Genomic DNA, 25,253 nt, shown 5'->3' with positions numbered 1-25,253 from the left:
GCCTGGGCCCCCAAAACCGACAAAACCCCCCCCCCCCACCCCAACACCCAAACAACCCCGAACCACACCCCCCCCCCCCCCACCAACCACCACCTACCCCCCCCCCCCCCCACCCCCCGAGCGCCTTGGGTCGGGGGGGCTGTTTTTTTTTAATACCACCCCCCACCCGGCACCGGGGGTTCCACCCCCCCCCCGGCCGCTTTCCGCATGCCTGCATGCCCGCCTGCCCGAGGGAAACCCCTCCCGCCCCTGGTCCGTGCCCCTCAGGCCTTCCGTGCCACCACCAGTCGGCAGTTCGGGCTGCCGTCGTCGCGGGTGCCGAAGGTGGCGAGGGGCTGGTGGGTGACCTGGAAGCCGGCCTCCTCCAGGCGGGTGCGGACGTCCGCGAGGCGGAAGGTCCGGTAGTACATGACGAACGGGGGGCGCCAGACGGCGTTGCGGACGCGCATCGCGGTGTCGAAGCCCCAGAGGGCCCAGTAGACGCGGGAGCCCACCGGGGGCGGGGCCGGCAGGGGGAAGGCGAGGACGCCGCCGGGGCGGAGGGCGGCGTGGACGCCGGCGAAGAGGGTGCGCTGGGCGTCCGGGAGGAAGTGACCGAAGGCGCCGAAACTGACCGCCAGGTCGAAGGAGGCGGTGAAGGGGAGGGCGAGGGCGTCGGCGCGGACCAGGGTCGCGGCGGGGTGGCGGCGGCGCGCCTCGGCCAGCATGTTCGCGCTGAGGTCGACGCCCGTGATCCGGCCCGCGCAGACCGAGCGGAGGACGGGGAGGCCGGCGCCGGTGCCGCAGCAGACGTCCAGGCCCGAGCCGAAGGGGCCCAGGTCGTCCAGGGCGCGGGCCACCGCCGTGAGGATCCGGTCCGGGGTGCGGAAGGGCGTCGCCTCGAACTTCGGGGCGAGCAGGTCGTAACCGCGCTCGACCGAGGAGAGCGCCTGGACGGTCAGTTCGCGGAGGGTCGGGCCCTGCGGGGTGAACATGGGGCCGACTCTACGCAGCCGCCGGCCCGGAACGTCACAGGGCGCTGCGCACCTGCGACGCCGGCCAGGCCGGGGCGATGCCGGTGAGCTGGCAGGCCAGCAGGTAGAGGGGGATCGGCGGGGTGTAGGGCGAGGTGCCGTCGGGGTGGTGGATCAGGCGCGGTCCGCGGTCGGGGATCTCGGCGCCGCGGGCGTAGCAGGCGGGCAGTGGCCAGACCAGGTCGAGGTCGGAGCCGGCCGGTACGAGCCACCACCACCAGTCGGTGTCGGCGTACACGCAGCCCTTGGCGGGGAGCCGGGAGAGGATCTTGAAGCCGAAGCGGGCCGGGACGCCGACGGCGTCGCAGCCGAGTCCGGTGCTGAGACCGGTGGGCACCGCGAGGCGGGTGGCGGGGACGGCGGGGGCGCGGCCGGGGCCGTTCTCCGGGGACCGGCGGGCGCGGGGGACGAGCAGGCCGGCCATCGACTTCAGCATGGCTCCCCCAGGGCGTGCGGGAGTTCCGCCCAGACGATCTGTGCCGTGCCGTGGCCGGTGCGCTCGGCGCCCCAGGCCTCGCAGAGCGCGTCCACGATGAGGAGTCCGCGGCCGCGTTCGTCCGCGCCGCAGTCGCGTATCCGGGGGCCGGCGGGGCCGCCCTCGTCCCGTACGGCTATGCGGACGCTGTCGGCGCCCTGGCGGAGTTCGCAGACGATCCGGCTGCTCGCGGTGTGCAGCACCGCGTTGGTGACCAGCTCCGAGACGACCAGGGCGGCCGTGTCGCGTATCTCGGTGCCGCGGCCCCAGAGCAGCAGTCGTTCCTCGGTGAGGTGGCGGGCGCGGCTCACGGACTCGGTGCGGGCGGGCAGCTCGAAGGCGAAGCGGTGGGCCGGATCGTGGTGGGTCTTGGGGCGCTGGGCCATGACTCTGGGGCTCATGAGACCTGAGGGCTGCGCGTTACCAGAAGCCACGACCGGTTCCTCACAACAGTGGGCAGGGCTGCCGTACGTCACTGTCGCCGGGGCCCTGGGGCACACCGGCGGCAGTCCGTACTGGTTCACCGGAACACTGTCCTCCTGACTCGGACACTTGGCAAGTGGCACTCTGAAAAATGCAGAGTGCCTTGTTCTCTCTGGCCGAGCTTCGTGGCACACTCGTCGAACACAGCGCGTCGGGGAGGTCTGAGAGTGAGCGAGCCGCGGTCCGCCCCCACGGTGGGACAGGTCGTCCTCGGTCGGCGTCTGCAGGATCTGCGCGAGCGCGCGGGTCTCAAGCGGGAGGAGGCCGCCAAGGTCCTCCACGTCGCCCCGGCGACCATCCGCCGCATGGAGACCGCCGAGGTCGCGCTGAAGATCCCGTACGTCCAGCTGCTGCTGCGCGCGTACGGCATCAACGACCCCGAGGCGGAGGCCTTCGTCGCCCTCGCCGAGGAGGCCAACCTGCCCGGCTGGTGGCAGCGCTTCCACGACGTGCTGCCCGGCTGGTTCTCCATGTACGTCAGCCTGGAGGGGGCCGCGAGCCTCATCCGGGCCTACGAACCCCAATTCGTCCCCGGTCTGCTGCAGACCGAGGGGTACGCCCGCGCCATCCTGCGCAGCGGAGCGGTCGGCGGCGGCGGTGACGCCGCGCGGGAAGAGGACATCGATCGGCATGTGGCCCTGCGGATGGAGCGCCAGTCCCTGCTGACCAGGGAGGACGCCCCGAAGCTCTGGGTGATCATGGACGAGACGGTCTTCCGCCGGCCGGTCGGTGACGGGCCCGAGGTGATGCGCGACCAGCTCGACCGGCTGCTCGAAGCGTCCGAGCTGCCGAACGTCACCCTGCAGATCGCGGAGTTCGCGTCCGGCCACCACCCCGGCACGTACGGTCCGTTCGTCCTCTTCCGCTTCGCCATGCCCGAACTCCCGGACATGGTCTACAGCGAGTACCTGACCGGCGCCGTCTACCTCGACGCGCGCCCCGAGGTGGCGTCCCACCTGGAGGTCATGGACCGTATGGCGGCGCAGGCCGCGACTGCACAACGCACGAAGGAGATCCTCCGGGACCTCCGCAAGGAGCTGTGAATGGATCGCATATACAACGGCATGCCCGCCGCGGAGCTCGGTGCCGAGGGATGGCACAAGCCCTGGAGCGGCGGGAACGGGGGCAACTGCGTGGAGGCCATGAAGCTGGCCGACGGCAGGGTCGCCGTGCGACAGTCCGCAGACCCTGAAGGACCCGCCCTCATCTACACCCACGGCGAGATCGCCGCGTTCATCGCGGGGGCCAAATCCGGTCAGGCTGACTTCCTGCTCACCTGACCCTTCCGAACCACCCCTACCGTCACGTAACTCTTGTAGCAGCGCCACCCGTTCGTCCCTATCAGGAGAGCCGACGATGACCCAGGACCCCGCATCCGTCCGTGAGATTCGGATCGACACCAGCAAGCCGCATCCCGCGCGGATGTACGACTGGTTCCTGGGCGGCAAGGACAACTACCCCGTCGACGAGGAGATGGCCCGCCAGCTCCTCACCGTCGACGCCCGCGGCCGTGACATGGCCCGGGTCAACCGCGCCTTCATGCACCGCGCCATCCGCTGGCTCAGCGCCCACGGCGTGCGCCAGTACCTGGACGTCGGCACCGGGATCCCGACCGAGCCCAACCTGCACCAGATCGCGCAGGAGGCCGCGCCGGAGTCCCGGATCGTCTACTGCGACAACGACCCGATCGTGCTCGCGCACGCGGCCGCCCTGCTGCGCTCGACCCCCGAGGGGGCCACCGAGTACATCCAGGCGGACGCCCGCGACCCCGAGACCATCCTCGAAAGGGCCGGAAAGGTCCTTGACTTCGACAAGCCGATCGCGCTGTCGATGCTGGCCCTGCTCCACTTCCTGGGGGACGAGGACGGCGCGCAGGACATCGTCGGCAAGCTCGTCGACCAGCTCGCGCCCGGCTCCTACCTCGTCCTCTCGCACGTCACCGGGGACTTCGACCCGGAGGGCGCGGCGCAGGCCGCCGCCATGTACAAGGCCCGCGGCCTGACCCTGCGGCCCCGCTCCCGCGACGAGCTCGCCGCCTTCTTCGACGGCCTGGAGTTCGTCGAGCCCGGCGTGGCCCTCACCGCCGAGTGGCACCCCGAGCTGGGCGAGCCCGTGCCGGTCCGGGGCGACGACCCGATCCCGGGCTGGGCCGCGGTGGCCCGCAAGCCCTGACCCGTACGAGAACGCCGGCGGGGAGAGGGCCTCCGGGCCCTCCCCCCCGCTTCACCGGCGCAGGTACGCCAGCCCCGGGTGTACCGCCGTGTAGCCGTCGAGCAGCCGCCGGGCCACTCCCACCGAGTCCACCAGCGGGTGGAGCGCGAAGGCCTTCACCGCGACCGCCCGCGCACCGCCCTCCGCCGCCGCCAGCACCTCCCGCTCCACCGCCTTCACCGCCGACACCAGCCCCCTCGCGTGGTCCGGCAGCGGGTCCACCGCCACCGGACGGGCGCCGTTGGCGTCCACCAGGCACGGCACCTCGACCACCGCGTCCGCGTCGAGGCCCGGCAGCGTCGTGCCGTTGCGCACGTTGAGGATCAGGGTGGCCCGCTCGCCGCGCGCGATCGCCCGCATCAGCGCGAGCGCCACCTTCTCGTAGCCGCCCGACTCCAGGTCCTCCTCCGCCCGGTCACCCGCCCCGGCCGCCTCCCGGTTGTGCGCCATGTACGTCGCCTCGCGGTCGGCCAGCGTGCGGTGCCAGGCGTCCAGGGCCCGCGTCCGCGGCTCGGCCGCCTCCGCGTAGAAACCGGCCTGCTGGTCGAGGAGGTAGGCGCCCCGGGTCTTCTCCGCGCCCCGGTAGGAGGCGACCGCCTCCCGGTTGAAGTAGTAGTAGTGCAGGTACTCGTTGGGGACCGCGCCCAGCGACCGCAGCCACTCGGTGCCGAAGAGCCGCCCCTCCTCGAAGGAGCCGAGCAGCGCCTCGTCCGCGAGGAGCCGCGGCAGCTCGTCCCGCCCGTCGACCCGCAGCCCGCGCAGCCAGCCCAGGTGGTTGAGGCCCGCGTAGTCGATCCACACCCGGTCCGGGTCCGCGCCGAGGACCCGCGCGACCCGGCGGCCGAGGCCCACGGGGGAGTCGCAGATGCCGACGACCCGGTCGCCCAGGACCCGGGACATCGCCTCCGTCACCAACCCGGCCGGGTTGGTGAAGTTGATGACCCAGGCGTCCGGGGCGAGCGCGGCGATCCGCCGGGCGATGCCGACCGCGACCGGCACGGTCCGCAGGCCGTACGCGATCCCGCCCGCGCCCACCGTCTCCTGCCCGAGCACCCCCTCGGCCAGCGCGACCCGCTCGTCGGCGGCCCGCCCCTCCAGGCCGCCCACCCGGATCGCGGAGAAGACGAAGTCCGCCCCGCGCAGCGCCTCGTCGAGATCGGTGGTGGCCGTGACGGCCGGCGCGTCCGGCACCCCCTCGGCCTGCTCGGCGAGGACCCGCGCGATGGCCGTCAGCCGGTCCCCGTCGAGATCGTGCAGGGTGACGTGGGTGATCCGCCCCTCGGCGTGGTCGCCGAGCAGCGCGCCGTACACCAGCGGCACCCGGAACCCGCCGCCTCCGAGAATCGTCAGTCGCATGTCCCGTACGCTACTCGGCCGCCCCCGCCGGCCGCCCCGGACAGGCGGGGGAGGGGTGCCGGGGGAGAATGACCGCATGTCACGACGGAAGACCCGCACCCGCCCCCGTACGTCCGCGCCCGCCCCGGCCGTCACCGCCGAGTCGCCCTGCCCCTGCGGGCTCGACGCCGCGTACGGCTCCTGCTGCGGCCGCTTCCACAGTGGTACGGGGGGCACCGCGCCCACCCCCGAACTGCTGATGCGCTCCCGCTACACCGCCTTCGTCGTCCAGGACCCGGCCTACCTGCTGCGCACCTGGGCCCCCGAGACCCGCCCCGGCACCCTCGACCTCGACCCCGGCATGCGCTGGACGGGTCTGGAGATCGAGGCCACCACCGAGGGCACCGCCTTCCACCAGCAGGGCACCGTCACCTTCACCGCACGCTACGTCCACGGCGGCGAGCCCGGCTCCCTCCACGAGCACAGCCGCTTCGCGCGCCACGACGGCGCCTGGGTCTACGTCGACGGCGACTTCCCCGAGGCCTGACCCGCCGCGCGAGGGCTCACCGCCCCGCCGCGACCGCGGCCCGGTCGTCCGGGCGGTGGGCGGGGATGCCCGAGGCGAGGTCCTCGGCGACGGCCTTCTTCGCGATGGCGTCGGCGGCGGCGCGGAGTTCGGGGCCGCTGGGGCGGCCGCGTTCCCGCTCCAGGCGGTCGGCGAGCCAGTCGCCCCAGGCGTGGGTGATGACCTCGGCCTCGCGCGCGCCGGCGGGGGTGTGGGAGAGGAGGTTGCCGTCCCGGGTGAGGAAGCCCTCGTCGACCATCCGGTCGAAGACCGGGAGGATGACCTCCGGCGGCAGCCGCCGGCTCGCCGCGACGAGGCCGAGACTCGCGTGCCCGACCGTCCGCGTGTACAGCTCCACCTGCATGACCGCCCAGGCCCCGGCCGTGTCGAGACGGGTGTCGGAGCTGGCGACGATCCGGCGGGCGGTGTCCGTGTCGACGCGGTTCAGCAGCCGGCCGACGGCGAGCTCCAGGAGCTTGGCGGAGTCGCCGCTGCCGGTGGGGGAGGCGAAGCCCTCGCCCATGTCGGGGGCGGCGGCCCGGGCCGAGTCCCGCAGCTCGACCTGCTTGAGGAAGAGGGCGACGACGAAGCCGACGACGGCGACCGGCACGGTCCACAGGAAGACCGTGTGGAGGGTGTCGGCGTAGGCCTGGACGATCGGCGCGGCGACCCCGTCGGGCAGCCCGTGGAGCCCCTGCGGACTCTGCGCGGCCTGCGGCACCGTCGACGGGTCGAGCCCGGCCTGCCCGGCCAGGGCTGACGCCTCGGCGACACCGGCGGTGAGGTTGGGCGTGAGGGCGTTGGTGTAGATCGTGCCGAAGACGGCGGTGCCGAAGGAGCTGCCCAGGGTGCGGAAGAAGGTGACGCCCGAGGTGGCGGTGCCGAGGTCGGCGTAGTCGACGGTGTTCTGCACGGCGATCGTCAGGACCTGCATGCACAGGCCGATGCCGACGCCGAGCACGAACATGTACAGCGACTCCAGCCACGTGCCGGTGTTCTCGTCCATCAGCGAGAGCAGATAGAGCCCGAGGCCCATCACCGCGCAGCCGACGACGGGGAAGATCCGGTAGTGACCGGTCTTGCTGACCACGTTGCCGCTGTAGATCGAGGCGATGAGCAGGCCGACGACCATCGGCAGGGTCCGGATGCCGGAGACGGTCGCCGAGTCCCCGTCCACGTACTGGAGGTACGTCGGCAGGAAGGTCATCGCGCCGAGCATCGCGAAGCCGACGACGAAGCTCAGCACGGAGCAGACGGTGAAGACCGGATTGCGGAACAGCCGCATGGGCAGCATGGGTTCGGCCGCCCGGGCCTCCGCCCAGCAGAAGAGCCCGAGGGCGACGAGACCGCCGGCGAAGAGCCCGATGATGACGCCGGAGCCCCACGCGTACTCGTTCCCGCCCCAACTGGTCGCCAGGATCAGGGCGCTGGAGCCGATCGCGACCAGCGCGATGCCCAGGTAGTCGATGACCGGCCGGCTCGCCGAGCGGACCGACGGGATCGTCCGGGCGGCGGCGATGACGACGAGGATCGCGATCGGCACGTTGACGTAGAAGGCCCAGCGCCAGCTGGCGTGGTCGGTGAACAGACCTCCGAGCAGCGGCCCGATGACGGTCGAGACGCCGAACACGGCGCCGATCGCACCCTGGTACTTGCCGCGTTCGCGCAGCGGGATCACGTCGGCGATCAGCGCCATCGAGGTGACCATGAGACCGCCGGCGCCGATGCCCTGGAGGCCGCGCCAGACGATCAGCAGCGTCATGTTGGTGGCGAGGCCGCAGAGGAAGGATCCGGTGATGAAGACGATCGCCGAGATCTGGAAGATCAGCTTGCGCCCGAAGAGGTCGCCGAACTTGCCGACCAGGACCGTCGCCACGGTCTCCGCGAGGAGGTAGGAGGTGACGACCCACGACATGTGGGCGGCGCCCCCGAGGTCCGCGACGATCGTCGGCAGGGCGGTGCCCACGATGGTCTGGTCGAGCGCGGCCAGCAGCACGCCGAGCATGATCGTGCCGAAGACGATGTTGCGGCGGCGGCCGTCGAGCACGGGTGGTGCGGGTGCGGCCGGGGCGGCGGGTGCTGCGTCGCTGGTCGTGGTCACCCTCGCAGCGTCACACCGGGCCGCCGCCGCTGCCCGTGGGGTGCGCCCGAACGGGCGAGGCCCTCAGGGCCGTACCGGCAGCGTCGGGTGGTGCTTGGCCAGGATCTTGTTGGCGCGGGCGAGCGCGGCCAGCGCGTGCTCGCGGTCGGCCCGGTCCTCCGCGCAGAGCGGCCCGCGGAAGCGGTAGACCTCGCGCGCCGCGCAGTCCGCCTCGATCTCCGCCTGGAGGACGTGCGCGGGCAGACAGGAGCCGATGAGGGCGGCCACGCGGTCGGGGATCGGGACGGGGACGAGGGGGGAGGGCGAGGCGATCACGGGACAGTCCTAGCGGGTCGTGGGGGCGGTCGGGAAGGGCTCTCACCTTCATACGTACCGGATGGCGGGAGCGGTTCCGGTACGGCTCCGGCGCCGGCGTGCGACGGGGGCGCCCGCCGTGCGCGGTGTGCGCGGGCGCATCCGTCCCGGACCCCGCGGTCCCGGTGATCGCCCGTTCCGACGTTCCCGCAGGTACGGGGCGTGGCGCCGGACCGGCTTTGCGCACGGTCCCTGCGTATCGCGGGCGCGGAGGGTCGTCCCGGGACCCCGCCGCGGGGCGCGCAAGCCCCGGGACGACACCGCCGGTGTGAAGGAAATCACGTGGCGCGCGGACGCCAGGACCGGGATGATCATCGGCTCGTATCGCGGCGAGGCGCTCCGGGACTCCGGTCCGCCGAGGGCTCCGGTCCGTCCGGCTCGGGTCCGTCGGGCTCGGGTCCGTCGGGCCTCGGTCCGTCCGGCTCCGGTCCGTCCGGCCTCGGTCGTCCGGCGCCGCCCCGTCCGGCGCCGCCCCGTCCGGCCTCGGTCCGTCCAGCCCCCGGCCGGCCGGTGCGGCCGTCAGCTCAGCACGTCCGACAGGTCGTACGAGACGGGCTCGTCGAGCTGCGCGTAGCCGCAGGACTCCGGGGTCCGGTCCGGGCGCCAGCGCTTGAACTGCGCGGTGTGCCGGAAGCGGTCGCCCTCCATGTGCTCGTAGCCGACCTCGCAGACCCGCTCCGGCCGCAGCGCCACCCACGACAGGTCCTTCCCGCCGGACCAGCGGCTGGGCGCGCCCGGCAGCCGGGCCTCCGCGTGGGCGGCCTCCTCGGCCCAGGCCGCCCACGGGTGCCCGTCGGGCGGGTCCATCCGCAGTGGTTCCAGTTCCTCGACCAGTTCGGCCCGGCGCCGGGCGGTGAAGGCGGCGCAGACGCCGACGTGCTGGAGGGCGCCCCGGTCGTCGTGGAGGCCGAGGAGGAGCGAGCCGACGACGGGGCCGCTCTTGTGGAAGCGGTATCCGGCCACGACGACATCGGCGGTCCGCCCGTGCTTGATCTTGTACATCAGGCGGGCGTCCGGCCGGTAGGGCAGGTCGAGCGGCTTGGCGACCACCCCGTCGAGGCCGGCTCCCTCGTACTGCTCGAACCAGCGCGCGGCGAGCTCCGGGTCCCGGGTGGCGGGGGCGAGGTGGAGCGGGGCGGTGGCGCCGGCGAGCGTCCGCTCCAGGGCCTCGCGGCGTTCGGCGAGCGGGAGGTCGAGGAGGGCGTCGTCGCCGAGGGCGAGCAGGTCGAAGGCGACGAAGCGGGCGGGGGTGGTCTCGGCGAGCATCCGGACCCGGGAGTCGGCCGGGTGGATCCGCTCGGCGAGCCGGTCGAAGTCGAGCCGCCCGTCGTGCTCGACGACGATCTCGCCGTCCACCACGCACCGCTCCGGCAGCCGCTCCCGCAGCGCCTCGACGAGTTCGGGGAAGTAGCGGGTGAGGGGCTTGCCGGTGCGGCTGCCGATGACGAGCTCGGGGCCGTCGCGGTGGACGATCGCCCGGAAGCCGTCCCACTTCGCCTCGTACTGCATCCCGGGCGGGATCCGCTTCACCGCCTTGGCGAGCATCGGCTTCACGGGCGGCATCACCGGAAGATCCATGGGTCGATTGTCCGGTATGCGATAGATGTCGGCGAGCCCTAGGGTGGCGGTCATGGCAGGCAGGACGGCAGCGGTGGAACTGGAGGCGGGCGGGCGCACCGTCCGCGTCTCCAGTCCGGACAAGGTCTACTTCCCGGAACCCGGCTACACCAAGCTGGACGTGGTGAGCTACTACCTCGCCGTCGGCGAGGGCGTCACCCGCGCCCTGCGGGACCGGCCCACCACCCTGGAGCGCTACCCCGACGGGGTGGCGGGGGAGTCCTTCTTCCAGAAGCGGGCCCCGAAGCACCTGCCCGACTGGATCCCCACCGCGCGCATCACCTTCCCCAGCGGACGCTCGGCCGACGAGCTGTGCCCGACCGAGCCGGCCGCCGTGCTCTGGGCCGCCAACCTGGGCGCCGTCACCTTCCACCCCTGGCCGGTGCGGCGCGAGGACACCGACCACCCCGACGAGCTCCGCCTCGACCTCGATCCGCAGCCGGGCACCGACTACGCCGACGCCGTCCGCGCCGCCCACGAGCTGCGGGCCGTCCTCGACGAGTACGGGCTGCGCGGCTGGCCCAAGACCTCCGGCGGACGCGGCCTGCACGTCTTCGTCCCGATCCGCCCCGACTGGACCTTCGTCCAGGTCCGGCGGGCCGCCATCGCCTGTGGGCGGGAGCTGGAGCGGCGGGTGCCGGACCGGGTGACCATGAGGTGGTGGAAGGAGGAGCGCGGCGAGCGGATCTTCGTCGACTTCAATCAGGCGGCCCGCGACCGCACGATCGCCTCCGCCTACTCGGTGCGGCCGAAGCCGCGCGCCCCCGTCTCGGCCCCGCTGCGCTGGGAGGAGATCGACGACGCGGTGCCGGAGGACTTCGACATCCGCACCATGCCGGCCCGCTACGCCGAGCTGGGCGACGTCCACGCGGACATGGACGACGAGCGCTTCGACCTGGAGCCGCTGCTCGAACTGGCCCGGCGCGACGAGGCCGAGCGCGGCCTCGGGGACCTGCCCTATCCGCCGGAGTACCCGAAGATGCCCGGCGAGCCGAAGCGGGTCCAGCCGAGCCGGGCGAGGAAGCCGGCGGAGAATGGTTCCGACGCGTCCGACGAGCCGCATTGATCGGACGTTGACGGTGTGTTTAGCGAGCCCGGGCAGGGTGGAGCCATGCAGACCGAGACCGACGTCCTGACCTTCCCGGCCCCGCGCCCCGCCGCCGACCTCGCCTGGCGCGAGGACGCGCTGTGCGCCCAGGCCGGCCCCGAGTTCTTCTTCCCCGCCCCGGGCTCCTCGACCCGCGAGGCCAAGCAGCTGTGCGGCGCCTGCGAGGGGCGCGTCGCCTGCCTCGAGTACGCGCTCGCGCACGACGAGCGGTTCGGGGTGTGGGGCGGCCTCTCCGAGAAGGAGCGGCTGCGGCTGCGACGCAGCGGTGGCCGGGGCTGACGGCCCCGGCCACCGTGGCCGTACGCGAGGATCCGCCGGTGGCGGCGGGGGTCAGCCCGCGGCGCGGGCGGCCATCCGGGCCTTGCGGGCGGCGAGCTTCTCGTCGAACTTCGAGGCCTCCGCGTCGAGGCCGTTCATGAAGAGGCCGAGCTCCTCCTGGGCGCGCAGCCCGTCGGGGCCGAGGCCGGCGATGTCCAGGACCTTGAGGTGCCGGAGCACCGGCTCCAGGACGTCGTCGTGGTGGATGCGCATGTTGTAGATCTCGCCGATCGCCATCTGCGCGGCGGCCCGCTCGAAGCCGGGGATGCCGTGACCCGGCATCCGGAAGCCGACGACGACGTCCCGCACGGCCTGCATGGCAAGGTCGGGGGCGATCTCCAGCGCGGCCTTCAGCAGGTTGCGGTAGAAGATCATGTGCAGGTTCTCGTCCTGCGCGATGCGGGCGAGCATCCGGTCGCAGACGGGGTCGCCGGACTGGTGGCCGGTGTTGCGGTGCGAGATGCGGGTGGCGAGCTCCTGGAAGGAGACGTACGCCACCGAGTGCAGCATCGAGTGGCGGTTGTCCGACTCGAAGCCCTCGCTCATGTGCGCCATCCGGAACTGCTCCAGCTTGTCCGGGTCGACGGCGCGGGAGGCGAGCAGGTAGTCGCGCATGACGATGCCGTGGCGGCCCTCCTCCGCGGTCCAGCGGTGCACCCAGGTGCCCCAGGCGCCGTCGCGGCCGAAGAGGCTGGCGATCTCGTGGTGGTAGCTCGGGAGGTTGTCCTCGGTCAGGAGGTTGACCACGAGGGCGGTCTTCCCTATGTCGGTGACCTTCGACTGGGACGGGTCCCAGGCCTCGCCGTCCTCGAAGAAGCCGGGGAAGTTCCGGGCGTCCGACCACGGCACGTACTCGTGCGGCATCCAGTCCTTGGCGACCTTGAGGTGCCGGTTGAGCTCCTGCTCCACGACCTCTTCCAGCGCGTACAGCAAGCGGGCGTCGGTCCACCCTGCCGAGCTGCCGAGGGGGGGAGAGGTGAGCGTCACGGGGACTCCTGGGGACGGAGAAAGGGCAAACGGAACTACCTACGGACTCGTAGGTTACGAGACCGTAGGTTAAGGCCCTGTAAGGCGCCGACCAAGCCCCTCTCGGGCGATGTCCGGTTACGTTCCGTTATGTGCGCAGCTCGGGTCGGCAAAAGAGACGCAGGTCACCCCAGGGGTGGTCACCCGGGAACAAGTGATCGGCTACTCAGAGCAGATGGTCGGCGGCTCCGGACTTCACCGCGGAGATCAGTGCCCGCAGCGCCTCCACGGAGTCGCTGACGTACGTGTCCGGGGCGAGCGTCGAGCCGATGTAGGCGCGGCCGGCGTCGTCGAGGCCGAAGCGGAAGCAGTTGGCCCCCTCGCTACAGAAGGCGTCGCCCCAGGCGATGCGGGCGGAGGCGGGCGAGGGGGTGGAGGTGGACGAGGGGGCGGAGGTGGCGCTGGTGACGTTCATGGTGTGCGGGGTCCCTCACAGGTCCTGGGCCATCGAGCGGATGAACGCGCGGGAGTCGGCGGTGGGCAGGGCGAGCCCGCGCAGCCGTTCCAGCAGCCCCTGGTACCGGCGCAGCTTCATGTCGGCGTCGAGCAGGAGCGAGCCGTGCGAGGAGTCGAGCTGCACGGTGTCGAGCTGTGGCACGGGCGCGGACACATAGGTGAACGACTGTCCGGCCCCGGGGAAACCCCCGGCGGCGAAGGGGATGACCCGCACGGTGACGGTGGCCCGCTCGGACTGCTCCAGGATGTGCTCCAGCTGGGCGCGCGCCACCTTCGGGCCGCCGAACTGCATGCGCAGCGCCGCCTCGTGGATCACCGCCTCGTAGGGCACCGGCCGGTCCAGGGTCTCCTGGCGGCGCAGCCGCAGGGCGAGCCGGGCCTCCAGGTCGGGTTCGGGCAGGAGGGGGACGGCGGTGTCGAAGACCGCCCGGGCCTGTTCCTCGGTCTGCAGGAGTCCCGGCACGTGGGTGGTCACCGCGGTCGCCAACTCGGCCGCGTGGTACTCCAGTTCGGCGATGTCGAGCAGGGCGGGGGGCAGGAGTCCGCGGTGCTCCTCCCACCAGCCGCGGTCCCGCTCCTGCGCCATGGAGGCGAGCAGGTCGACCAGTCCCGTGTCGGGGCAGCCGTAGTTGAAGGCCAGGGTCCGCACCCGCTCGGGGCTGATGCCGAAGCGGCCGGACTCGATGTTGGGGATGCGGGTGCGGTCGACGCCCAGGAGGGCGGCGGCCTGCTGGGCCGACATCCCCGACTGTTCGCGCAGCTTGCGCAGTTCTGCCCCGAGCCGCTGCTGGCGCGCGGTGGGGCTGGTCCTGGGTGGCACGTCGTTCTCCCTCGTCTTGCCGGACGGCCCCCTGCCGCCCCGTTCCCGTGCCGCTGATCCGCTCTCTGTCCGGAAACAGCGCCACTACCAGCAAGTAGTAGCACTGTGCTCCATGTGTGCGCTACGGTCGGTAGCGCAAGTCTCACACGGGGCGACCAACGCCGTGTGCAGAGCACCCCCATGTACAGGAAATGTGAGCGATCCGATGAAGGGCGCCCTGCGTTGCCTTCCGGCCGCCGTCCCGGCGACCGAGCCCATACCCCCCGCCACGGAAAACCTCAGCTACTCGATGCTGCTCCCCGGCGGCGCCTACTGCGCGGGCCTCGCCCGCCAGGCCGTCGACGGCCTCCTGGCCCGACACGGCCTCGCCGACCTACGCGACACCGCCTCCCTCGCCGCCTCCGAACTCGTCGCCGCCGCCTATCGGTTCACCCCCGACCGGGAGATGGCGCTGCGCATCCGCTGGCAGTACGACGCCCTGCGGATCGTCCTCTACGACCAGCATCCGGCCCACCCCCTGCCGGACGAAGCCGAACGCTGCCGCGAGCGCCGCAGCCGCAGCATGTGGCTGCTGGCCGCGGCGGTCGGGGACCACGGCGGCGACTGGGGCCTGGCACCCGCCCTCACCTCGGAAGGCGGGACCAAGTCCTGGGCTTTACTCCACCGTTGACGTCGACATAGCCCGAAGCTCCTCCGCCGACGTCGGCCGCAGGCGGCCGTCGAGGAGCACTCGGCGCGTGATCCCCAGCGACTCCAAGAACGTCAGGTCGTGACTGGCCACGACCAGCGCCCCCTCGTACGCGTGGAGGGCCGCCGTCAGACTCCGCACCGAAGCCAGGTCCAGATGGTTCGTCGGCTCGTCGAGCAGCAACAGCTGCGGAGCCGGCTCCGCGAGCAGCAGCGCCGCCAGTGTCGCCCGGAACCGCTCGCCACCCGACAAGGTCCCCACGAGCCGATCCGCCCGGACACCCCGGAACAGGAACCGCGCGAGCCGGGCCCTGATCGCGTTCCCCGACGCCGTGGGCGCGAAGCGGGCCACGTTCTCCACGACGCTCAGCCCGTCGTCGAGGACGTCGAGCCGCTGCGGCAGGAAACGGAGCGGCACCAGCCTCTCCACCTCGCCCGACACCGGTTCCAGCTCCCCGGCGACCGTCCGCAGCAGCGTCGTCTTCCCGGCCCCGTTGCGGCCCACCAGCGCGACCCGCTCCGGACCCCTCAGCTCGAAACCGCCCTCGACCCGGGCGCCGTACCGCAGCTCCAGCTCCGTCAGCCGCAGCACCTCGCGCCCCGGCGGCACCGAGGTGCGCGGCAGCTCGACGCGGATCTCGTCCTCGTCCCGCACCGCCTCCACCGCCAGGCCGAGCCGCTCCCGCGCCTCCGCCAGCCGGTCCGCGTGCAGACCGCGGTGCTTGCCCGCCGACACCTGGGCCGAGCTCCGCCGGGCGTTGGCCACCACCTTCGGCACGACCTTGTTCTCGGAGCTCTTCTGCGCGTACCGCCTGCGGCGCGCCAACTTCATCTGGGCGTCGGACAGTTCCCGCTTCTGCCGCTGGACGTCCGCCTCGGCGACCCGCACCATCCGTTCCGCCGCGTCCTGTTCGGCGGCGAGCGCCTCCCGGTACGCGGAGTAGGGGCCGCCGTACCAGCTCACCCCGCCCTCGTGGAGGTCGGCGATCCGGTCGACCCGCTCCAGGAGTTCCCGGTCGTGGCTGACCACCACCATCACCCCGGACCAGCCCTCCACCGCCTCGTACAGGCGCGAACGGGCGTACAGGTCGAGGTTGTTGGTGGGCTCGTCGAGCAGCAGCACCTCCGGTCGGGCCAGCAGCAGCGCGGCGAGCCGCAGCAGCACCGACTCGCCCCCGGACACCTCGCCGACCGTGCGGTCCAGGCCGATCGCGCCGAGACCGAGCTGGTCGAGGGTGGCGCGGGCCCGCTCCTCGACGTCCCAGTCGTCGCCGATCGCGGCGAAGTGCTCCTCGGCGGGATCCCCGGCCTCGACGGCGTGCAGCGCCGCCCGCTTCCGGTCGATCCCGAGGATCGCGTCGACCCGCCGGCCGGTGTCGAGGACGAGGTTCTGCGGCAGGTGGCCGATCCCCCCGGACGCCGTCACGGCACCGGCGGTGGGGGCGAGCTCGCCGGCCAGGAGCTTGAGCAGGGTGGACTTCCCCGAACCGTTCGTACCGACCAGTCCGGTGCGGCCGGGACCGACCGTCATCCTGAGGTCGTCGAAGACCTCGGTGCCGTCGGGCCAGGAGAAGGAGAGCGAGGTGGCGGAGAGGAAGACAGGCTGGTGTGACACGAGGGCCTCCGGTGCGTGCCGCGAGCACGGGTGTGAGCGTGGGCGTGGTGCGACGCGTGGAGACACCGGGGCGCGGGCAGCAGGGGGAACGGCTCGTCCACCGAGGTCGAGAACGGCGCGCAGGGCACGGGGGCCACGCGCGGCACGGTGTCTCGGGACCTCAGATGAACAACGTTCCTTCTCCGATCGGGAGGCGATGCGACCCGTCGACCGTAGGACCCGCCCGCGAGGGAGGCAACCGGATTACGGCGGCCCGGGGGCCGCGGCACGGAGCCGGACTACGGCAGCCCGCCGAGGAGCTCGGCCAGGTCCCGGTCCCAGTCCAGGTACTGGTGCTCCCGCCCGGCCGGCACCAGGTGCTGCGAGCGCTCCAGGAAGAGCCGCAGCTCGGAGGTGCGGACATGGACCATCGCCACGCCCTCCGGAGCGTGGAACTCGACCACCGTGCGGTCGTAGCCGTACGGACGGAGCCGTACGTCGCCGTCGCCGGCGGGCCGCTCGACCCCCTGCGCCAGCAGCTCCCGGGCGAAGGCCCACGAGACCTCGACGCCCTCCAGGGTCGCCGGTGGAGGGAAGGCCATGCTGACCGCGTAGGGGTCCTCGCGGTCGTAGCGAAGGGTGGCGGGGACGGTCTCCATCCGGGGAGCGGAAGCGACCATACGGGCCTGGACGGGCTGCTCGATCACGGCGGACACGGCGGGCTCCTCTCGCGGGGATGCGATCCTGAGCGTCTCCCCGACACCAGGGCACCTGACACCCATGAAGACGAGCGGAACCACCGGAACGTGCACTCACCCCCCACGTGAGGTGCGTCACCGCGGGGCGGGGCGGAGGGGTCAGCGGTCCTCGGCCACGTCGTCGTCGGGCTCCGCGCAGGGCCCCGAGTGGTCGCAGTACGGCTGGTTCGCCGAGGCCCCGCAGCCGCAGAGCATCACCCGGGTCTCGTGCCGGACCCCCTGCCCGCCCGAGACCAGCAGGTCGCCGCGGACCACCAGCTGCCCGGACGGCGAGCGGCGCACGGTGGTGGGGACGTCTGCCTCCTCCTCCGCGCCGCCCGCCGCCGGCCGGTACCGGAGTGCCCCCGAGGGGCAGCGCCGGATTACCTCGGCGACCCGCTCCGCCGGGGCGGCATCCGGGAGGACCCAGGGGCGGCGGGAGAGGTCGAAGACCTCCGGCAGGCCGTGGACGCACTCGGCCGCGTGCAGACAGCGGCGCGGCTCGAACGTGACGGTGATGCCCTCGCCGTCGTACTCCTTCAGCCGCGGCTTCTCGGTGATCGGGGACTCCGCCCCGGGCTCCGCTGCTTCCTCGGTCATGCGCCCAGCCTAGGAACGCCCGGTGCGGCCCGCACCCCGGCGGGGCCGGGAGGCCCTCTGGACGGTACGGTCCGTCGCCGCTAGCTTCCGGCGCCATGACACCTGTGCGAAAGATGCGAACGACGCGACGCACGATGACGGCGGGACTGGCGGGACTGGTGGGGGCGGCGCTCGCGCTGACCCTGGCGGGCCCCGCGCGGGCCGGGGAGACCCCCGCGGCCCCCGCGCCCGGGGTCTCCTGGCAGCCCACCCCCACCGGGACCGACGTCCGCTTCCGGGGCCTGGCGGCGGTGGACCACCGCACCGCCTGGGCCGCGGGATCCCGGGGCACCGTCCTGCGCACCACCGACGCCGGCCGGAGCTGGCGAAACGTCTCGCCACCCGGCGCGGAGGGCCTGGAGCTCCGCGACGTCGAGGCCTTCGGCGCCCGCGGGGCCGTCGTCCTCGCCATCGGCGAGGGCGAGGCCTCCCGGCTGCTGCGCACCGAGGACGGCGGCGCCACCTGGACCGAGGCCTTCCGCAACACCGACCCGCGCGCCTTCTACGACTGCGTGACCTTCCTCGACCGCCGCCACGGCCTCGCCCTGAGCGACCCCGTCGACGGACGGTTCCGCGTCCTCTCCACCCGCGACGGGGGGCGCACCTGGACGGTCCTGCCGGACGCGGGGATGCCCGCCGCCCTCCCCGGCGAGGCCGGTTTCGCCGCGAGCGGGCAGTGCCTCGTCACCGCGGAGCGGGGGAACGGGAAGGACGTCTGGTTCGCGACCGGTGGCGGCGCCACCGCCCGGATCTTCCACTCCGGCGACCGGGGCCGCACCTGGACCGTCACCGACAGCCCGGTCCCGGCCGGCGACCCCGCCCGGGGCGTCTTCGCGCTCGCCTTCCGCGACCGCGGCCACGGTCTCGCCGTCGGCGGCGACTACCGCACCGGGCAGTCCTCGCCGCGGGCCGCCGCCGTCAGCTCCGACGGAGGCCGCACCTGGACCCCCGCCGGCACGCCCCCGCCCGCGTACCGCTCCGGCGTCGCCTGGCTCCCGCACGGCAGGACCGCCGCCCTCGCCGTCGGTCCCACCGGAACCGACCTCACCCGCGACGGCGGCCGCACCTGGCGGACCGTCGACACCGGCTCCTACGACACCGTGGACTGCGCCCCGGACGGCGGCTGCTGGGCCTCCGGCGAGAAGGGCCGGATCGCCCGGCTCGTCCGCGGCTGAGGGACCGGGGGTCAGGCCGGCGGCTGCTCGCGGTAGCCGGCCAGGCCCTCGACCGTCTTCGAGGCGTAGAACTCGGTGATCCGGTACGCGCACACGCCCTCGGAGCTGAAGGGGTCGGCCGCCGCGATCCGCTCGATCCCCGCCCGGTCGACCCCGGCCGCCAGGATCACCCCGCCGTCCCGCGGGTTCTTCCGCCCGGACGCCAGGAACACCCCGGCGGCGTACTGCTCGTCCAGCCAGGCGATGTGCGCGTCCATGAGGGCGTCCGCCCGCTCGACGGGCGCGGTGTAGGTCAATTCCAGTACGAACATGCGTGCAAGGCTACCGGCGGCGCCGGGCCGGGGCGTTCACTCCCCGAGGGCCGCGGCGACCGCCTCGAAGCGGTGCGCGGCGGGCTTCCGCACCTCGTACAGGCAGCCGAAGTACGCGGTGTCGGCCGTGCCCGTGAGCACCGCGTGCAGGAAGGCCGCGCATCCCGGGCCGTGGCGCTCCCAGAGCGGACCCCGCCCCTCGTTGTAGAGCACCGGCCACGTGTCGGGGTGGCTGCCGGGCCGCACCAGCCAGTAGAGGAACGCCCCCGAGCCCTCCTCGAAGGCCCAGGGCACCACCCGGGCGCCGGGCTCCTCCAGTTCCTCGGGCCGCTCCTCGCCGATGTCCCACAGCGACTCCAGGATCTCGTCCCGTTCCGCCCGCTGCGCGAGCAGGTCGTGGTCGGGACGGTCCGGGTCCGGGGCGAGCAGCCACACCGTCTCGTCGAAGACTCCGGAGCCGTACGCCTCGACCAGCCGCTTGTAGTCGTCGGGGAGCGGCACCCCGAGGGCGCGTTCGGTCTCCGCCCAGTCGACGGCGGGCGGTGCCTCGGAGGGCGGCGGGCAGAGGCGTACGAGCGCGTCGATCGAGGTCACGGCGGGACGGTACCCCACGCCGCCGTAGGGTGGCCCGCATGGGGATCATCGGGGTTCCGGCGGGATGGCCCGCCGACGAGGCGGCGGCGCTGGACGTCCAGCGCGGGCTGCGCGGACGGCTCGTGCTCGACGAGGACGGGCCGGCCGTGGGGGAGGGGCACGTCACCGGCCTCGACGTGGCCTACGACGACGAGCGGGACCTCGTCGCCGCGGCGGCCGTGGTCCTGGACGCCGGGTCGCTGGAGGTGGTCGAGGAGGCCACCGCGGTCGGGCGGGTCTCCTTCCCTTACGTACCGGGGCTGTTGGCCTTCCGGGAGATCCCCGCCGTGCTCGCCGCGCTGGACGCGCTCCAGGCCGACCCGGGACTGCTGGTGTGCGACGGGTACGGGCTCGCCCATCCGCGCCGCTTCGGGCTCGCCAGCCACCTCGGGGTGCTCACCGGACGGGCCGCGATCGGCGTCGCCAAGAACCCGTTCACCTTCTCGTACGAGCAACCCGGCGCCGCTCGGGGCGAGTCCGCTCCGCTCCTGGCCGAAGGGGAGGAGGTCGGGCGGGCGTTGCGCACCCGGCACGGGACCAAGCCCGTCTTCGTCTCCGTCGGGCACCGGATCTCCCTCGCCAACGCCTGCGCGCACACCCTCGCGCTCTCCCCGCGCTACCGGCTCCCCGAGACCACCCGGCACGCCGACGCGCTCTGCCGGCGCGCGCTCGGGGAGGCGCGGACGGCTGAGTAGCGGCTGAGTACCCGTACGGATGTCCGTTGTCAGTCCCGCACAGCACAGTGGGCCCCATGACAACCCCCGTCACCACGGGCGCCCGCCGTCGCTCCGGCGGCCGCGCGATGCCCGTCGTCCTCGCCGTCGCGGCGCTCTCCGCGCTCGCCTGGACCTGCGCCATCCTGTACGTGCTCGCCGACTGGACCACCGGATGAACGGGCGGCTGCGCTGCGTCGTGCTCGACTGCCCCGACGCCTTCGGACTCGCCCGGTTCTACCGGGAGTTGCTCGGCGGCGAGGTCGAGTCGCCCGATCCGGCGCTCGCCGTGGGGGCCGGCTCCGCCGTGCTGCGCGACGCGCTCGGACCGGTCCTCGCCTTCCAGGAGGTGGCCGACCACCGGCCGCCGGTCTGGGGCGCCCCGGAGCAGCAGTTCCTGCTCGACGTCCGGGTCCCGGACCCGGCCGCGGCCCACGAGGCCGTGCTCGCGCTCGGAGCCGTGCCCCTGAGCGACGCGGGCGAGGCCGGGGGCGCGCCGCCGTGGCGGGTCTACGCCGATCCGGCCGGGCATCCGTTCCGACTCATGGGGCCCTGAGGGCCCCCTTCCCGGCGGGGCTTCGAGCGGGCGCGGGGTGGGCATCATGAGCGGATGGACCTGTACGCCACATCCCGACGACTCGTCTCCTCCGGCTCCCCGCTCGAACCGGAGATCGGCTTCTCCCGTGCGGTACGGCACGGCCCGTACGTCTCCGTCGCCGGTACGGCCCCGATCGCGCCCGACGGCACCACCAGCTCGCCCGGCGACGTCTACGCCCAGACCGTCCGGTGCCTCGACATCGCCGAGGCGGCCCTGCGCGAGGCGGGCGCCCGGCTCGGCGACGTCGTCCGCACCCGCGTCATGCTCACCGACGCCACCACCTGGCGCGAGGCGGCCCGCGCCCACGGCGAGCGGTTCGCCGGGGTCCGTCCCGCCTGCACCTTCGTGGAGGTGTCCCGCTTCATCGACCCCGGGTGGCTGGTCGAGATCGAGATCGACGCGGTGGTCACCGACACCACCGCCCCGGACATGATCGGCTGGTGAGGCGTGCCCCCGGGTGGCCGCGCTACTCCGCGTGCGCCACCCGGAAGCGCAGCCCCGCCGCCCGCAGCCGCGCGATCAGGGCGTCGCCCATCGCCACCGCCGTCGTGACCTGGCCGGCCGTCTTCGGCAGCGGGTCCAGGGCGAGGCAGAGGGCGGACTCGGCGAGCATCTTCGCCGTCTCGTCGTAGCCGGGATCACCGCCCGACACCTCCGTGAAGACCCGGCGTCCGCCGCCCTCGCCGACGAAGCGGACCGTGAACCAGCTGCGGGCGCGCATCTCGGCCGAGGGGCCGGAGCCCGACGCGTAACGGCTCATCATCCACCGCCGTACGGGCGGCAGCTGGGCCGCCGCGACGGTCGCGCCGAGCACCGCCGTCCCGCCGAGCGCCATCGGCAGCGTCCGCACCGAGGCGTAGTGGCGGTAGCGGAAGTCGGGACCGTACCGTTCGAGCGCGGCGGCCGACCGGGCGACCACCTGCGGGTCCAGGGTGGGCAGCGGCAGCGCCCAGGTGCCGGTCTCGGTGCTGAACCGGGGCGCGCTGAGCGGTGCGCGGGCCCGCCGGCCCACCAACCGGGGTGCGTGCAGGCTCCGTTCGCGCGAGGCGCGGAGCATCTGCGGGCCGCGCCCGAAGGCGGTCAGGGCGGAGGCGAAGGTGCCGCCGGAGAAGACGGCGCCGGCCCGGACGAAGCCGTCGACGCGCAGCGGCACGCCCTCCGGGAGCTGCTCCACCGTGAAGAGCACGCCGAGGTCGTGCGGGACGGAGTCGAAGCCGCAGGCGTGCACGATCCGGGCGCCGGTCTCCCGGGCGCGGGCGTCGTGACGGACGTACATGAGGTTCACGAACTCGGTCTCGCCGGTCAGGTCGAGGTAGTCGGTGCCGGCGTCCGCGCAGGCGGCGACCAGACCCTCGCCGTACCAGACGTACGGCCCGACGGTGGAGGCCACCACCCGCGCCGACTCCGCCAGCGCCCGCAGCGAGGCCGGGTCGCCGGAGTCGGCGGTCAGCAGCGGCAGGCCGGCGAGGTGCGGCCGGCCGGCGGCGAGCCGGTCCCGCAGCGCCGCCAGCCTGGCGGTCGAGCGCCCGGCGAGGGCCCAGCGGCACCCGGCGGGGGCGTGCTCGGCCAGATACTCCGCGGTGAGCTCGCCCACGAACCCGGTCGCCCCGTAGAGGACCACGTCGTACGGCCGTGCCCCCGGCTCCCGGCCGGACTCCCGCACCGCGCCCGCCCCTGTCTCCATCGAGCCCACTCCCGTCCCTCGGCGATGTCGTCGGCGGAGGATAGCGGACCCGGCCGCCCCGCCGAATTTCCAAGCGCTTGCTCGGCCGGGGGGCTTGTGCCGAGTGGAACACGTTCCTAGCATCTTCGGTGTTACATCATTGGTGTCACACACTCTGGGGGCTCGATGAAGACGAGGCAGACCGAGCGGACCGGCCCGCTCGCCGGTGTCCGGGTCGTGGAGCTCGCCGGCATCGGCCCCGGCCCCTTCGCCGCCATGCTCCTCGCCGACCTCGGCGCCGACGTCGTCCGCGTCGACCGGCCCGGCGGCCCCGGCCTCGGCGTCGACCCGGCCAAGGACCTCACCAACCGCAACAAGCGCTCGGTCCTCGTCGACCTCAAGGCCCCGGACGGCGCCGCCACCGTCCTCGACCTCGTCGAGCGCGCCGACGTGCTGGTCGAGGGGTACCGCCCCGGGGTCGCCGAGCGCCTCGGCGTCGGCCCCGAGGAGTGCCTCGCCCGCAACCCCCGGCTCGTCTACGGCCGGATGACCGGCTGGGGCCAGGACGGTCCGCTCGCCCCCACCGCGGGCCACGACATCGGGTACATCGCCGTCACCGGCGCCCTCGGCCTCATCGGCCCCGACCCGGACGGCCCGCCGAGCATCCCGGCCAACCTGCTCGGCGACTACGCGGGCGGCTCCCTCTACCTCGTCATCGGCGTCCTCGCCGCCCTCCAGCACGCGCGGACGCACGGCGAGGGCCAGGTCGTCGACGCCGCCATCGTGGACGGCACCGCCCACCTCACCACCATGATCCACGCCATGCTCGTGGCCGGCGGCTGGCAGGACCGGCGCGGAGTGAACCTCCTCGACGGCGGCTGCCCCTTCTACGGCGTGTACGCGACCTCCGACGGCGGCCACATGGCGGTCGGCGCCCTGGAGGAACGGTTCTACGACGAGTTCGCCCGCCTCCTGGGCCTCGACGAAGCCACCGGCACCCCGGACGGTGCCGGTGTCGGTGCCACGACACCGGACGACGCCGGTGCCGGTGCCGGTGTAGGTGCCACCGCCACCGCGCTCCGCCGCGACCTCGCCCGCTGGCCCGAGCTGCGCGAGGCCGTCGCCGCGCGTTTCCGGAGCCGTACCCGCGCCGAGTGGACCGAGGTCTTCGAGGGCACCGACGCCTGTGTCGCCCCCGTCCTCTCGCTCCGCGAGGCCCCCGCCCACCCCCACCTCGCGGCCCGCGCCACCTTCGCCGAGCACGGCGGACTCGTCCAGCCCGCCCCCGCGCCCCGCTTCTCCGCCACCCCCGGCACGCTCCGGACCGGCCCCGCCCTGCCCGGCGCCGACACCGCCGAGGTCGCCCGCGACTGGGCCGTCCCCGCCCTGCACGCCCCGGACGCCCCGCCCACCCAGGAGTCGAAGACCGCATGAAGCGCACCCTCTACACCGACGACCACGAGGCCTTCCGCGCCACCGTCCGCACCTTCCTGGAGAAGGAGGTGCTGCCCCACTACGAGCAGTGGGAGAAGGACGGCATCGTCTCCCGCGAGGCCTGGCTCGCCGCCGGCCGCCAGGGCCTGCTCGGCCTGGCCGTCGAGGAGGAGCACGGCGGCGGCGGAAACCCCGACTTCCGGTACGCCTCCGTCCTCGCCGAGGAGTTCACCAGGGCCGCCGCCCCCGGCCTCGCCATCGGCCTCCACAACGACATCATCGGCCCCTACCTCACCAAGCTCGCCACCGACGAGCAGCGGCGGCGCTGGCTGCCCGGCTTCTGCTCCGGCGAGATCGTCACCGCCATCGCGATGACCGAGCCCGGCGCCGGCTCCGACCTCCAGGGCATCCGCACCACCGCCGAGGACCACGGCGACCACTGGGTCCTCAACGGCTCCAAGACCTTCATCTCCAACGGCATCCTCGCCGACCTGGTGATCGTCGTCGCCCGCACCACCCCCGAGGGCGGCGCCCACGGCCTCTCCCTCCTCGTCGTCGAGCGCGGCATGGAGGGCTTCGAGCGCGGCCGCAACCTCGACAAGATCGGCCAGAAGTCCCAGGACACCGCCGAGCTCTTCTTCACGGACGTCCGCGTCCCCAAGGAGAACCTGCTGGGCGAGCTCAACGGCGCCTTCGTCCACCTGATGACCAACCTGGCGCAGGAGCGCCTCGCCATCGCGGTCGCCGGGATCGCCGGAGCGGAGCACCTCCTGGAGCTCACCACCCGGTACGTCAAGGAGCGCGAGGCCTTCGGCCGGCCGCTCGCGAAGCTCCAGCACGTGCGGTTCGAGATCGCGGAGATGGCCACCGAGTGCGCCGTCACCCGCACCTTCGTCGACCGTTGTATCGCCGAGCACGCCGACCCGACCGGCCTTGGCCTCGACCCCGTCAACGCCTCCATGGCCAAGTGGTGGGCGACCGAACTCCAGAAGCGGGTCGCCGACCGCTGTCTGCAACTGCACGGCGGATACGGCTACATGAGCGAATTCCCGGTGGCCCGCGCCTTCACCGACGGCCGCATCCAGACCATCTACGGCGGCACGACGGAGATCATGAAGGAGATCATCGGCCGCTCCCTCCTCGGCTGACCTCAGACCTCCCGGCTTATCGAAAACCCTCACCGCGAA

30 protein-coding genes are annotated in these 25,253 nt (G+C 73.5%); 14 read left to right on the top strand and 16 right to left on the bottom strand.

Annotated elements, in window-relative coordinates:
• Nucleotides 1–263: 263 nt before the first annotated feature.
• Genes ACFQ8C_RS17500 through ACFQ8C_RS17490 form a run of 3 tightly spaced genes read right to left on the bottom strand, consistent with a single transcriptional unit; the run spans nucleotide 264 to nucleotide 1,874 of the window.
• A complete protein-coding gene (locus tag ACFQ8C_RS17500) occupies nucleotides 264–974 on the bottom strand; it encodes a class I SAM-dependent methyltransferase (RefSeq protein WP_383457956.1) in 711 nt (236 codons plus the stop codon).
• Nucleotides 975–1,008: 34 nt separating this feature from the next.
• Nucleotides 1,009–1,449 carry a hypothetical protein gene (locus ACFQ8C_RS17495; protein WP_383457953.1) on the bottom strand — a complete coding sequence of 147 codons (441 nt, stop codon included), beginning with the start codon at nucleotides 1,447–1,449 and terminating at the stop codon, nucleotides 1,009–1,011.
• On the bottom strand, nucleotides 1,443–1,874 hold the full coding sequence (locus ACFQ8C_RS17490; protein WP_383457962.1) for an ATP-binding protein: 432 nt from the start codon (nucleotides 1,872–1,874) through the stop codon (nucleotides 1,443–1,445). Before ACFQ8C_RS17490 ends, ACFQ8C_RS17495 begins: the two co-directional genes overlap by 7 nt.
• A gap of 264 nt (nucleotides 1,875–2,138) precedes the next feature.
• Here ACFQ8C_RS17490 and ACFQ8C_RS17485 point away from each other — a divergent pair, with 264 nt between their 5' ends.
• The 3 genes from ACFQ8C_RS17485 (at nucleotide 2,139) to ACFQ8C_RS17475 (ending at nucleotide 4,143) form a co-directional block, all read left to right on the top strand.
• Nucleotides 2,139–3,014: a helix-turn-helix domain-containing protein gene (locus ACFQ8C_RS17485; protein WP_383457950.1), complete on the top strand. Its 876-nt coding sequence runs from the start codon at nucleotides 2,139–2,141 to the stop codon at nucleotides 3,012–3,014.
• Entirely contained in the window at nucleotides 3,015–3,251 is a 237-nt protein-coding gene (locus ACFQ8C_RS17480; protein ID WP_030495614.1) for a DUF397 domain-containing protein, read from the top strand.
• A gap of 76 nt (nucleotides 3,252–3,327) precedes the next feature.
• Complete coding sequence (locus ACFQ8C_RS17475) at nucleotides 3,328–4,143, top strand: SAM-dependent methyltransferase (protein ID WP_383457948.1); 816 nt, start codon at nucleotides 3,328–3,330, stop codon at nucleotides 4,141–4,143.
• A gap of 51 nt (nucleotides 4,144–4,194) precedes the next feature.
• On the opposite strand, the gene ACFQ8C_RS17470 is transcribed toward ACFQ8C_RS17475, so the two are convergent.
• Nucleotides 4,195–5,538: a 6-phospho-beta-glucosidase gene (locus tag ACFQ8C_RS17470; protein ID WP_383457945.1), complete on the bottom strand. Its 1,344-nt coding sequence runs from the start codon at nucleotides 5,536–5,538 to the stop codon at nucleotides 4,195–4,197.
• 76 nt (nucleotides 5,539–5,614) lie between these two features.
• Between ACFQ8C_RS17470 and ACFQ8C_RS17465 the strand changes: the two genes are divergently transcribed.
• Nucleotides 5,615–6,064 carry a YchJ family protein gene (locus ACFQ8C_RS17465; protein ID WP_383457943.1) on the top strand — a complete coding sequence of 150 codons (450 nt, stop codon included), beginning with the start codon at nucleotides 5,615–5,617 and terminating at the stop codon, nucleotides 6,062–6,064.
• A 16-nt stretch (nucleotides 6,065–6,080) separates the two neighbouring features.
• Here the strand turns inward: ACFQ8C_RS17465 and ACFQ8C_RS17460 are convergent, their stop codons facing one another.
• The 3 genes from ACFQ8C_RS17460 to ACFQ8C_RS17450 all read right to left on the bottom strand — a co-directional run bounded on the left by ACFQ8C_RS17460 (nucleotide 6,081) and on the right by ACFQ8C_RS17450 (nucleotide 10,115).
• Entirely contained in the window at nucleotides 6,081–8,183 is a 2,103-nt protein-coding gene (locus ACFQ8C_RS17460) for an MDR family MFS transporter (RefSeq protein WP_383457940.1), read from the bottom strand.
• Between the two features lie 63 nt (nucleotides 8,184–8,246).
• Nucleotides 8,247–8,495, bottom strand: coding sequence for a hypothetical protein (locus tag ACFQ8C_RS17455; RefSeq protein WP_373307825.1), 249 nt, complete (start codon nucleotides 8,493–8,495; stop codon nucleotides 8,247–8,249).
• A 561-nt stretch (nucleotides 8,496–9,056) separates the two neighbouring features.
• Nucleotides 9,057–10,115, bottom strand: a complete 1,059-nt coding sequence (locus tag ACFQ8C_RS17450) for an ATP-dependent DNA ligase (RefSeq protein WP_383457937.1) — start codon at nucleotides 10,113–10,115, stop codon at nucleotides 9,057–9,059.
• Between the two features lie 52 nt (nucleotides 10,116–10,167).
• Here ACFQ8C_RS17450 and ligD point away from each other — a divergent pair, with 52 nt between their 5' ends.
• Nucleotides 10,168–11,220, top strand: a complete 1,053-nt coding sequence (ligD, locus tag ACFQ8C_RS17445; protein WP_383457935.1) for a non-homologous end-joining DNA ligase — start codon at nucleotides 10,168–10,170, stop codon at nucleotides 11,218–11,220.
• Nucleotides 11,221–11,265: 45 nt separating this feature from the next.
• On the top strand, nucleotides 11,266–11,541 hold the full coding sequence (locus ACFQ8C_RS17440) for a WhiB family transcriptional regulator (RefSeq protein ID WP_383457932.1): 276 nt from the start codon (nucleotides 11,266–11,268) through the stop codon (nucleotides 11,539–11,541).
• A gap of 51 nt (nucleotides 11,542–11,592) precedes the next feature.
• On the opposite strand, the gene ACFQ8C_RS17435 is transcribed toward ACFQ8C_RS17440, so the two are convergent.
• From ACFQ8C_RS17435 to ACFQ8C_RS17425, 3 genes are all read right to left on the bottom strand, one after another.
• On the bottom strand, nucleotides 11,593–12,567 hold the full coding sequence (locus ACFQ8C_RS17435) for an acyl-ACP desaturase (RefSeq protein WP_383457929.1): 975 nt from the start codon (nucleotides 12,565–12,567) through the stop codon (nucleotides 11,593–11,595).
• Between the two features lie 205 nt (nucleotides 12,568–12,772).
• Nucleotides 12,773–13,021 carry a hypothetical protein gene (locus ACFQ8C_RS17430; protein ID WP_383457927.1) on the bottom strand — a complete coding sequence of 83 codons (249 nt, stop codon included), beginning with the start codon at nucleotides 13,019–13,021 and terminating at the stop codon, nucleotides 12,773–12,775.
• Nucleotides 13,022–13,036: 15 nt separating this feature from the next.
• Nucleotides 13,037–13,882, bottom strand: coding sequence for a helix-turn-helix domain-containing protein (locus ACFQ8C_RS17425; RefSeq protein WP_383457924.1), 846 nt, complete (start codon nucleotides 13,880–13,882; stop codon nucleotides 13,037–13,039).
• A gap of 193 nt (nucleotides 13,883–14,075) precedes the next feature.
• Here ACFQ8C_RS17425 and ACFQ8C_RS17420 point away from each other — a divergent pair, with 193 nt between their 5' ends.
• On the top strand, nucleotides 14,076–14,552 hold the full coding sequence (locus ACFQ8C_RS17420) for an ATP-binding protein (protein ID WP_383457922.1): 477 nt from the start codon (nucleotides 14,076–14,078) through the stop codon (nucleotides 14,550–14,552).
• Here ACFQ8C_RS17420 and ACFQ8C_RS17415 read toward each other — a convergent pair.
• From ACFQ8C_RS17415 to ACFQ8C_RS17405, 3 genes are all read right to left on the bottom strand, one after another.
• Nucleotides 14,538–16,184: an ABC-F family ATP-binding cassette domain-containing protein gene (locus ACFQ8C_RS17415; RefSeq protein ID WP_383457920.1), complete on the bottom strand. Its 1,647-nt coding sequence runs from the start codon at nucleotides 16,182–16,184 to the stop codon at nucleotides 14,538–14,540. The two genes, ACFQ8C_RS17420 and ACFQ8C_RS17415, sit on opposite strands and share 15 nt — an antisense overlap.
• A 278-nt stretch (nucleotides 16,185–16,462) precedes the next feature.
• Nucleotides 16,463–16,879 carry an SsgA family sporulation/cell division regulator gene (locus ACFQ8C_RS17410; RefSeq protein ID WP_383457918.1) on the bottom strand — a complete coding sequence of 139 codons (417 nt, stop codon included), beginning with the start codon at nucleotides 16,877–16,879 and terminating at the stop codon, nucleotides 16,463–16,465.
• 141 nt (nucleotides 16,880–17,020) lie between these two features.
• Entirely contained in the window at nucleotides 17,021–17,500 is a 480-nt protein-coding gene (locus ACFQ8C_RS17405) for a (4Fe-4S)-binding protein (RefSeq protein WP_383457915.1), read from the bottom strand.
• Nucleotides 17,501–17,595: 95 nt separating this feature from the next.
• Between ACFQ8C_RS17405 and ACFQ8C_RS17400 the strand changes: the two genes are divergently transcribed.
• The gene (locus tag ACFQ8C_RS17400) at nucleotides 17,596–18,714 is read left to right on the top strand and encodes a WD40/YVTN/BNR-like repeat-containing protein (RefSeq protein WP_383457912.1); all 1,119 of its coding nucleotides are present in this window, start codon (nucleotides 17,596–17,598) and stop codon (nucleotides 18,712–18,714) included.
• Between the two features lie 11 nt (nucleotides 18,715–18,725).
• Here ACFQ8C_RS17400 and ACFQ8C_RS17395 read toward each other — a convergent pair whose 3' ends face one another.
• A complete protein-coding gene (locus ACFQ8C_RS17395) occupies nucleotides 18,726–19,025 on the bottom strand; it encodes a YciI family protein (protein ID WP_383457910.1) in 300 nt (99 codons plus the stop codon).
• Between the two features lie 36 nt (nucleotides 19,026–19,061).
• A complete protein-coding gene (locus ACFQ8C_RS17390) occupies nucleotides 19,062–19,619 on the bottom strand; it encodes an SMI1/KNR4 family protein (RefSeq protein WP_383457907.1) in 558 nt (185 codons plus the stop codon).
• 38 nt (nucleotides 19,620–19,657) lie between these two features.
• Here ACFQ8C_RS17390 and ACFQ8C_RS17385 point away from each other — a divergent pair, with 38 nt between their 5' ends.
• Genes ACFQ8C_RS17385 through ACFQ8C_RS17370 form a run of 4 tightly spaced genes read left to right on the top strand, consistent with a single transcriptional unit; the run spans nucleotide 19,658 to nucleotide 21,413 of the window.
• Nucleotides 19,658–20,353 (top strand): endonuclease V, encoded by a 696-nt coding sequence (locus ACFQ8C_RS17385; RefSeq protein ID WP_383457904.1) that lies wholly within the window; start codon nucleotides 19,658–19,660, stop codon nucleotides 20,351–20,353.
• 56 nt (nucleotides 20,354–20,409) lie between these two features.
• On the top strand, nucleotides 20,410–20,550 hold the full coding sequence (gene mmpA / locus ACFQ8C_RS17380; RefSeq protein WP_383457901.1) for a morphogenic membrane protein MmpA: 141 nt from the start codon (nucleotides 20,410–20,412) through the stop codon (nucleotides 20,548–20,550).
• Entirely contained in the window at nucleotides 20,547–20,927 is a 381-nt protein-coding gene (locus tag ACFQ8C_RS17375; protein ID WP_383457898.1) for a VOC family protein, read from the top strand. The genes mmpA and ACFQ8C_RS17375 overlap by 4 nt, the downstream gene beginning before the upstream one ends.
• A 54-nt stretch (nucleotides 20,928–20,981) precedes the next feature.
• Nucleotides 20,982–21,413 carry a RidA family protein gene (locus ACFQ8C_RS17370; RefSeq protein ID WP_383457895.1) on the top strand — a complete coding sequence of 144 codons (432 nt, stop codon included), beginning with the start codon at nucleotides 20,982–20,984 and terminating at the stop codon, nucleotides 21,411–21,413.
• Nucleotides 21,414–21,435: 22 nt separating this feature from the next.
• Here ACFQ8C_RS17370 and ACFQ8C_RS17365 read toward each other — a convergent pair whose 3' ends face one another.
• Nucleotides 21,436–22,653: a saccharopine dehydrogenase family protein gene (locus ACFQ8C_RS17365; protein WP_383457892.1), complete on the bottom strand. Its 1,218-nt coding sequence runs from the start codon at nucleotides 22,651–22,653 to the stop codon at nucleotides 21,436–21,438.
• Nucleotides 22,654–22,818: 165 nt separating this feature from the next.
• On the opposite strand from ACFQ8C_RS17365, the gene ACFQ8C_RS17360 reads away from it, so the two are divergent.
• Both ACFQ8C_RS17360 and ACFQ8C_RS17355 read left to right on the top strand, forming a co-directional pair.
• The gene (locus ACFQ8C_RS17360; RefSeq protein WP_383457889.1) at nucleotides 22,819–24,066 is read left to right on the top strand and encodes a CaiB/BaiF CoA transferase family protein; all 1,248 of its coding nucleotides are present in this window, start codon (nucleotides 22,819–22,821) and stop codon (nucleotides 24,064–24,066) included.
• Entirely contained in the window at nucleotides 24,063–25,214 is a 1,152-nt protein-coding gene (locus ACFQ8C_RS17355) for an acyl-CoA dehydrogenase family protein (RefSeq protein ID WP_383457886.1), read from the top strand. Before ACFQ8C_RS17360 ends, ACFQ8C_RS17355 begins: the two co-directional genes overlap by 4 nt.
• Nucleotides 25,215–25,253 lie beyond the last annotated feature (39 nt).

This window comes from Streptomyces sp. NPDC056503 (assembly GCF_042794995.1).
Classification (GTDB): Bacteria; Actinomycetota; Actinomycetes; order Streptomycetales; family Streptomycetaceae; genus Streptomyces.
The sequence above is the reverse complement of the archived record's forward strand: the minus strand, read 5'-3'. Positions and strand labels throughout refer to the sequence as shown.

Bases quoted from the DNA above. Each gene is read 5' to 3' on its own strand.
- ACFQ8C_RS17355 (WP_383457886.1), top strand. From the start codon at position 24,063: ATGAAGCGCACCCTCTACACCGACGACCACGAGGCCTTCCGCGCCACC.
- mmpA (WP_383457901.1), top strand. From the start codon at position 20,410: ATGACAACCCCCGTCACCACGGGCGCCCGCCGTCGCTCCGGCGGCCGC.
- ACFQ8C_RS17450 (WP_383457937.1), bottom strand. From the start codon at position 10,115: ATGGATCTTCCGGTGATGCCGCCCGTGAAGCCGATGCTCGCCAAGGCG.
- ACFQ8C_RS17465 (WP_383457943.1), top strand. From the start codon at position 5,615: ATGTCACGACGGAAGACCCGCACCCGCCCCCGTACGTCCGCGCCCGCC.
- ACFQ8C_RS17400 (WP_383457912.1), top strand. From the start codon at position 17,596: ATGACACCTGTGCGAAAGATGCGAACGACGCGACGCACGATGACGGCG.
- ACFQ8C_RS17405 (WP_383457915.1), bottom strand. From the start codon at position 17,500: ATGACCGAGGAAGCAGCGGAGCCCGGGGCGGAGTCCCCGATCACCGAG.
- ACFQ8C_RS17475 (WP_383457948.1), top strand. From the start codon at position 3,328: ATGACCCAGGACCCCGCATCCGTCCGTGAGATTCGGATCGACACCAGC.
- ACFQ8C_RS17385 (WP_383457904.1), top strand. From the start codon at position 19,658: ATGGGGATCATCGGGGTTCCGGCGGGATGGCCCGCCGACGAGGCGGCG.
- ACFQ8C_RS17500 (WP_383457956.1), bottom strand. From the start codon at position 974: ATGTTCACCCCGCAGGGCCCGACCCTCCGCGAACTGACCGTCCAGGCG.
- ACFQ8C_RS17495 (WP_383457953.1), bottom strand. From the start codon at position 1,449: ATGCTGAAGTCGATGGCCGGCCTGCTCGTCCCCCGCGCCCGCCGGTCC.
- ligD (WP_383457935.1), top strand. From the start codon at position 10,168: ATGGCAGGCAGGACGGCAGCGGTGGAACTGGAGGCGGGCGGGCGCACC.
- ACFQ8C_RS17440 (WP_383457932.1), top strand. From the start codon at position 11,266: ATGCAGACCGAGACCGACGTCCTGACCTTCCCGGCCCCGCGCCCCGCC.
- ACFQ8C_RS17365 (WP_383457892.1), bottom strand. From the start codon at position 22,653: ATGGAGACAGGGGCGGGCGCGGTGCGGGAGTCCGGCCGGGAGCCGGGG.
- ACFQ8C_RS17490 (WP_383457962.1), bottom strand. From the start codon at position 1,874: ATGGCCCAGCGCCCCAAGACCCACCACGATCCGGCCCACCGCTTCGCC.
- ACFQ8C_RS17375 (WP_383457898.1), top strand. From the start codon at position 20,547: ATGAACGGGCGGCTGCGCTGCGTCGTGCTCGACTGCCCCGACGCCTTC.
- ACFQ8C_RS17370 (WP_383457895.1), top strand. From the start codon at position 20,982: ATGGACCTGTACGCCACATCCCGACGACTCGTCTCCTCCGGCTCCCCG.
- ACFQ8C_RS17430 (WP_383457927.1), bottom strand. From the start codon at position 13,021: ATGAACGTCACCAGCGCCACCTCCGCCCCCTCGTCCACCTCCACCCCC.
- ACFQ8C_RS17395 (WP_383457910.1), bottom strand. From the start codon at position 19,025: ATGTTCGTACTGGAATTGACCTACACCGCGCCCGTCGAGCGGGCGGAC.
- ACFQ8C_RS17480 (WP_030495614.1), top strand. From the start codon at position 3,015: ATGGATCGCATATACAACGGCATGCCCGCCGCGGAGCTCGGTGCCGAG.
- ACFQ8C_RS17470 (WP_383457945.1), bottom strand. From the start codon at position 5,538: ATGCGACTGACGATTCTCGGAGGCGGCGGGTTCCGGGTGCCGCTGGTG.
- ACFQ8C_RS17360 (WP_383457889.1), top strand. From the start codon at position 22,819: ATGAAGACGAGGCAGACCGAGCGGACCGGCCCGCTCGCCGGTGTCCGG.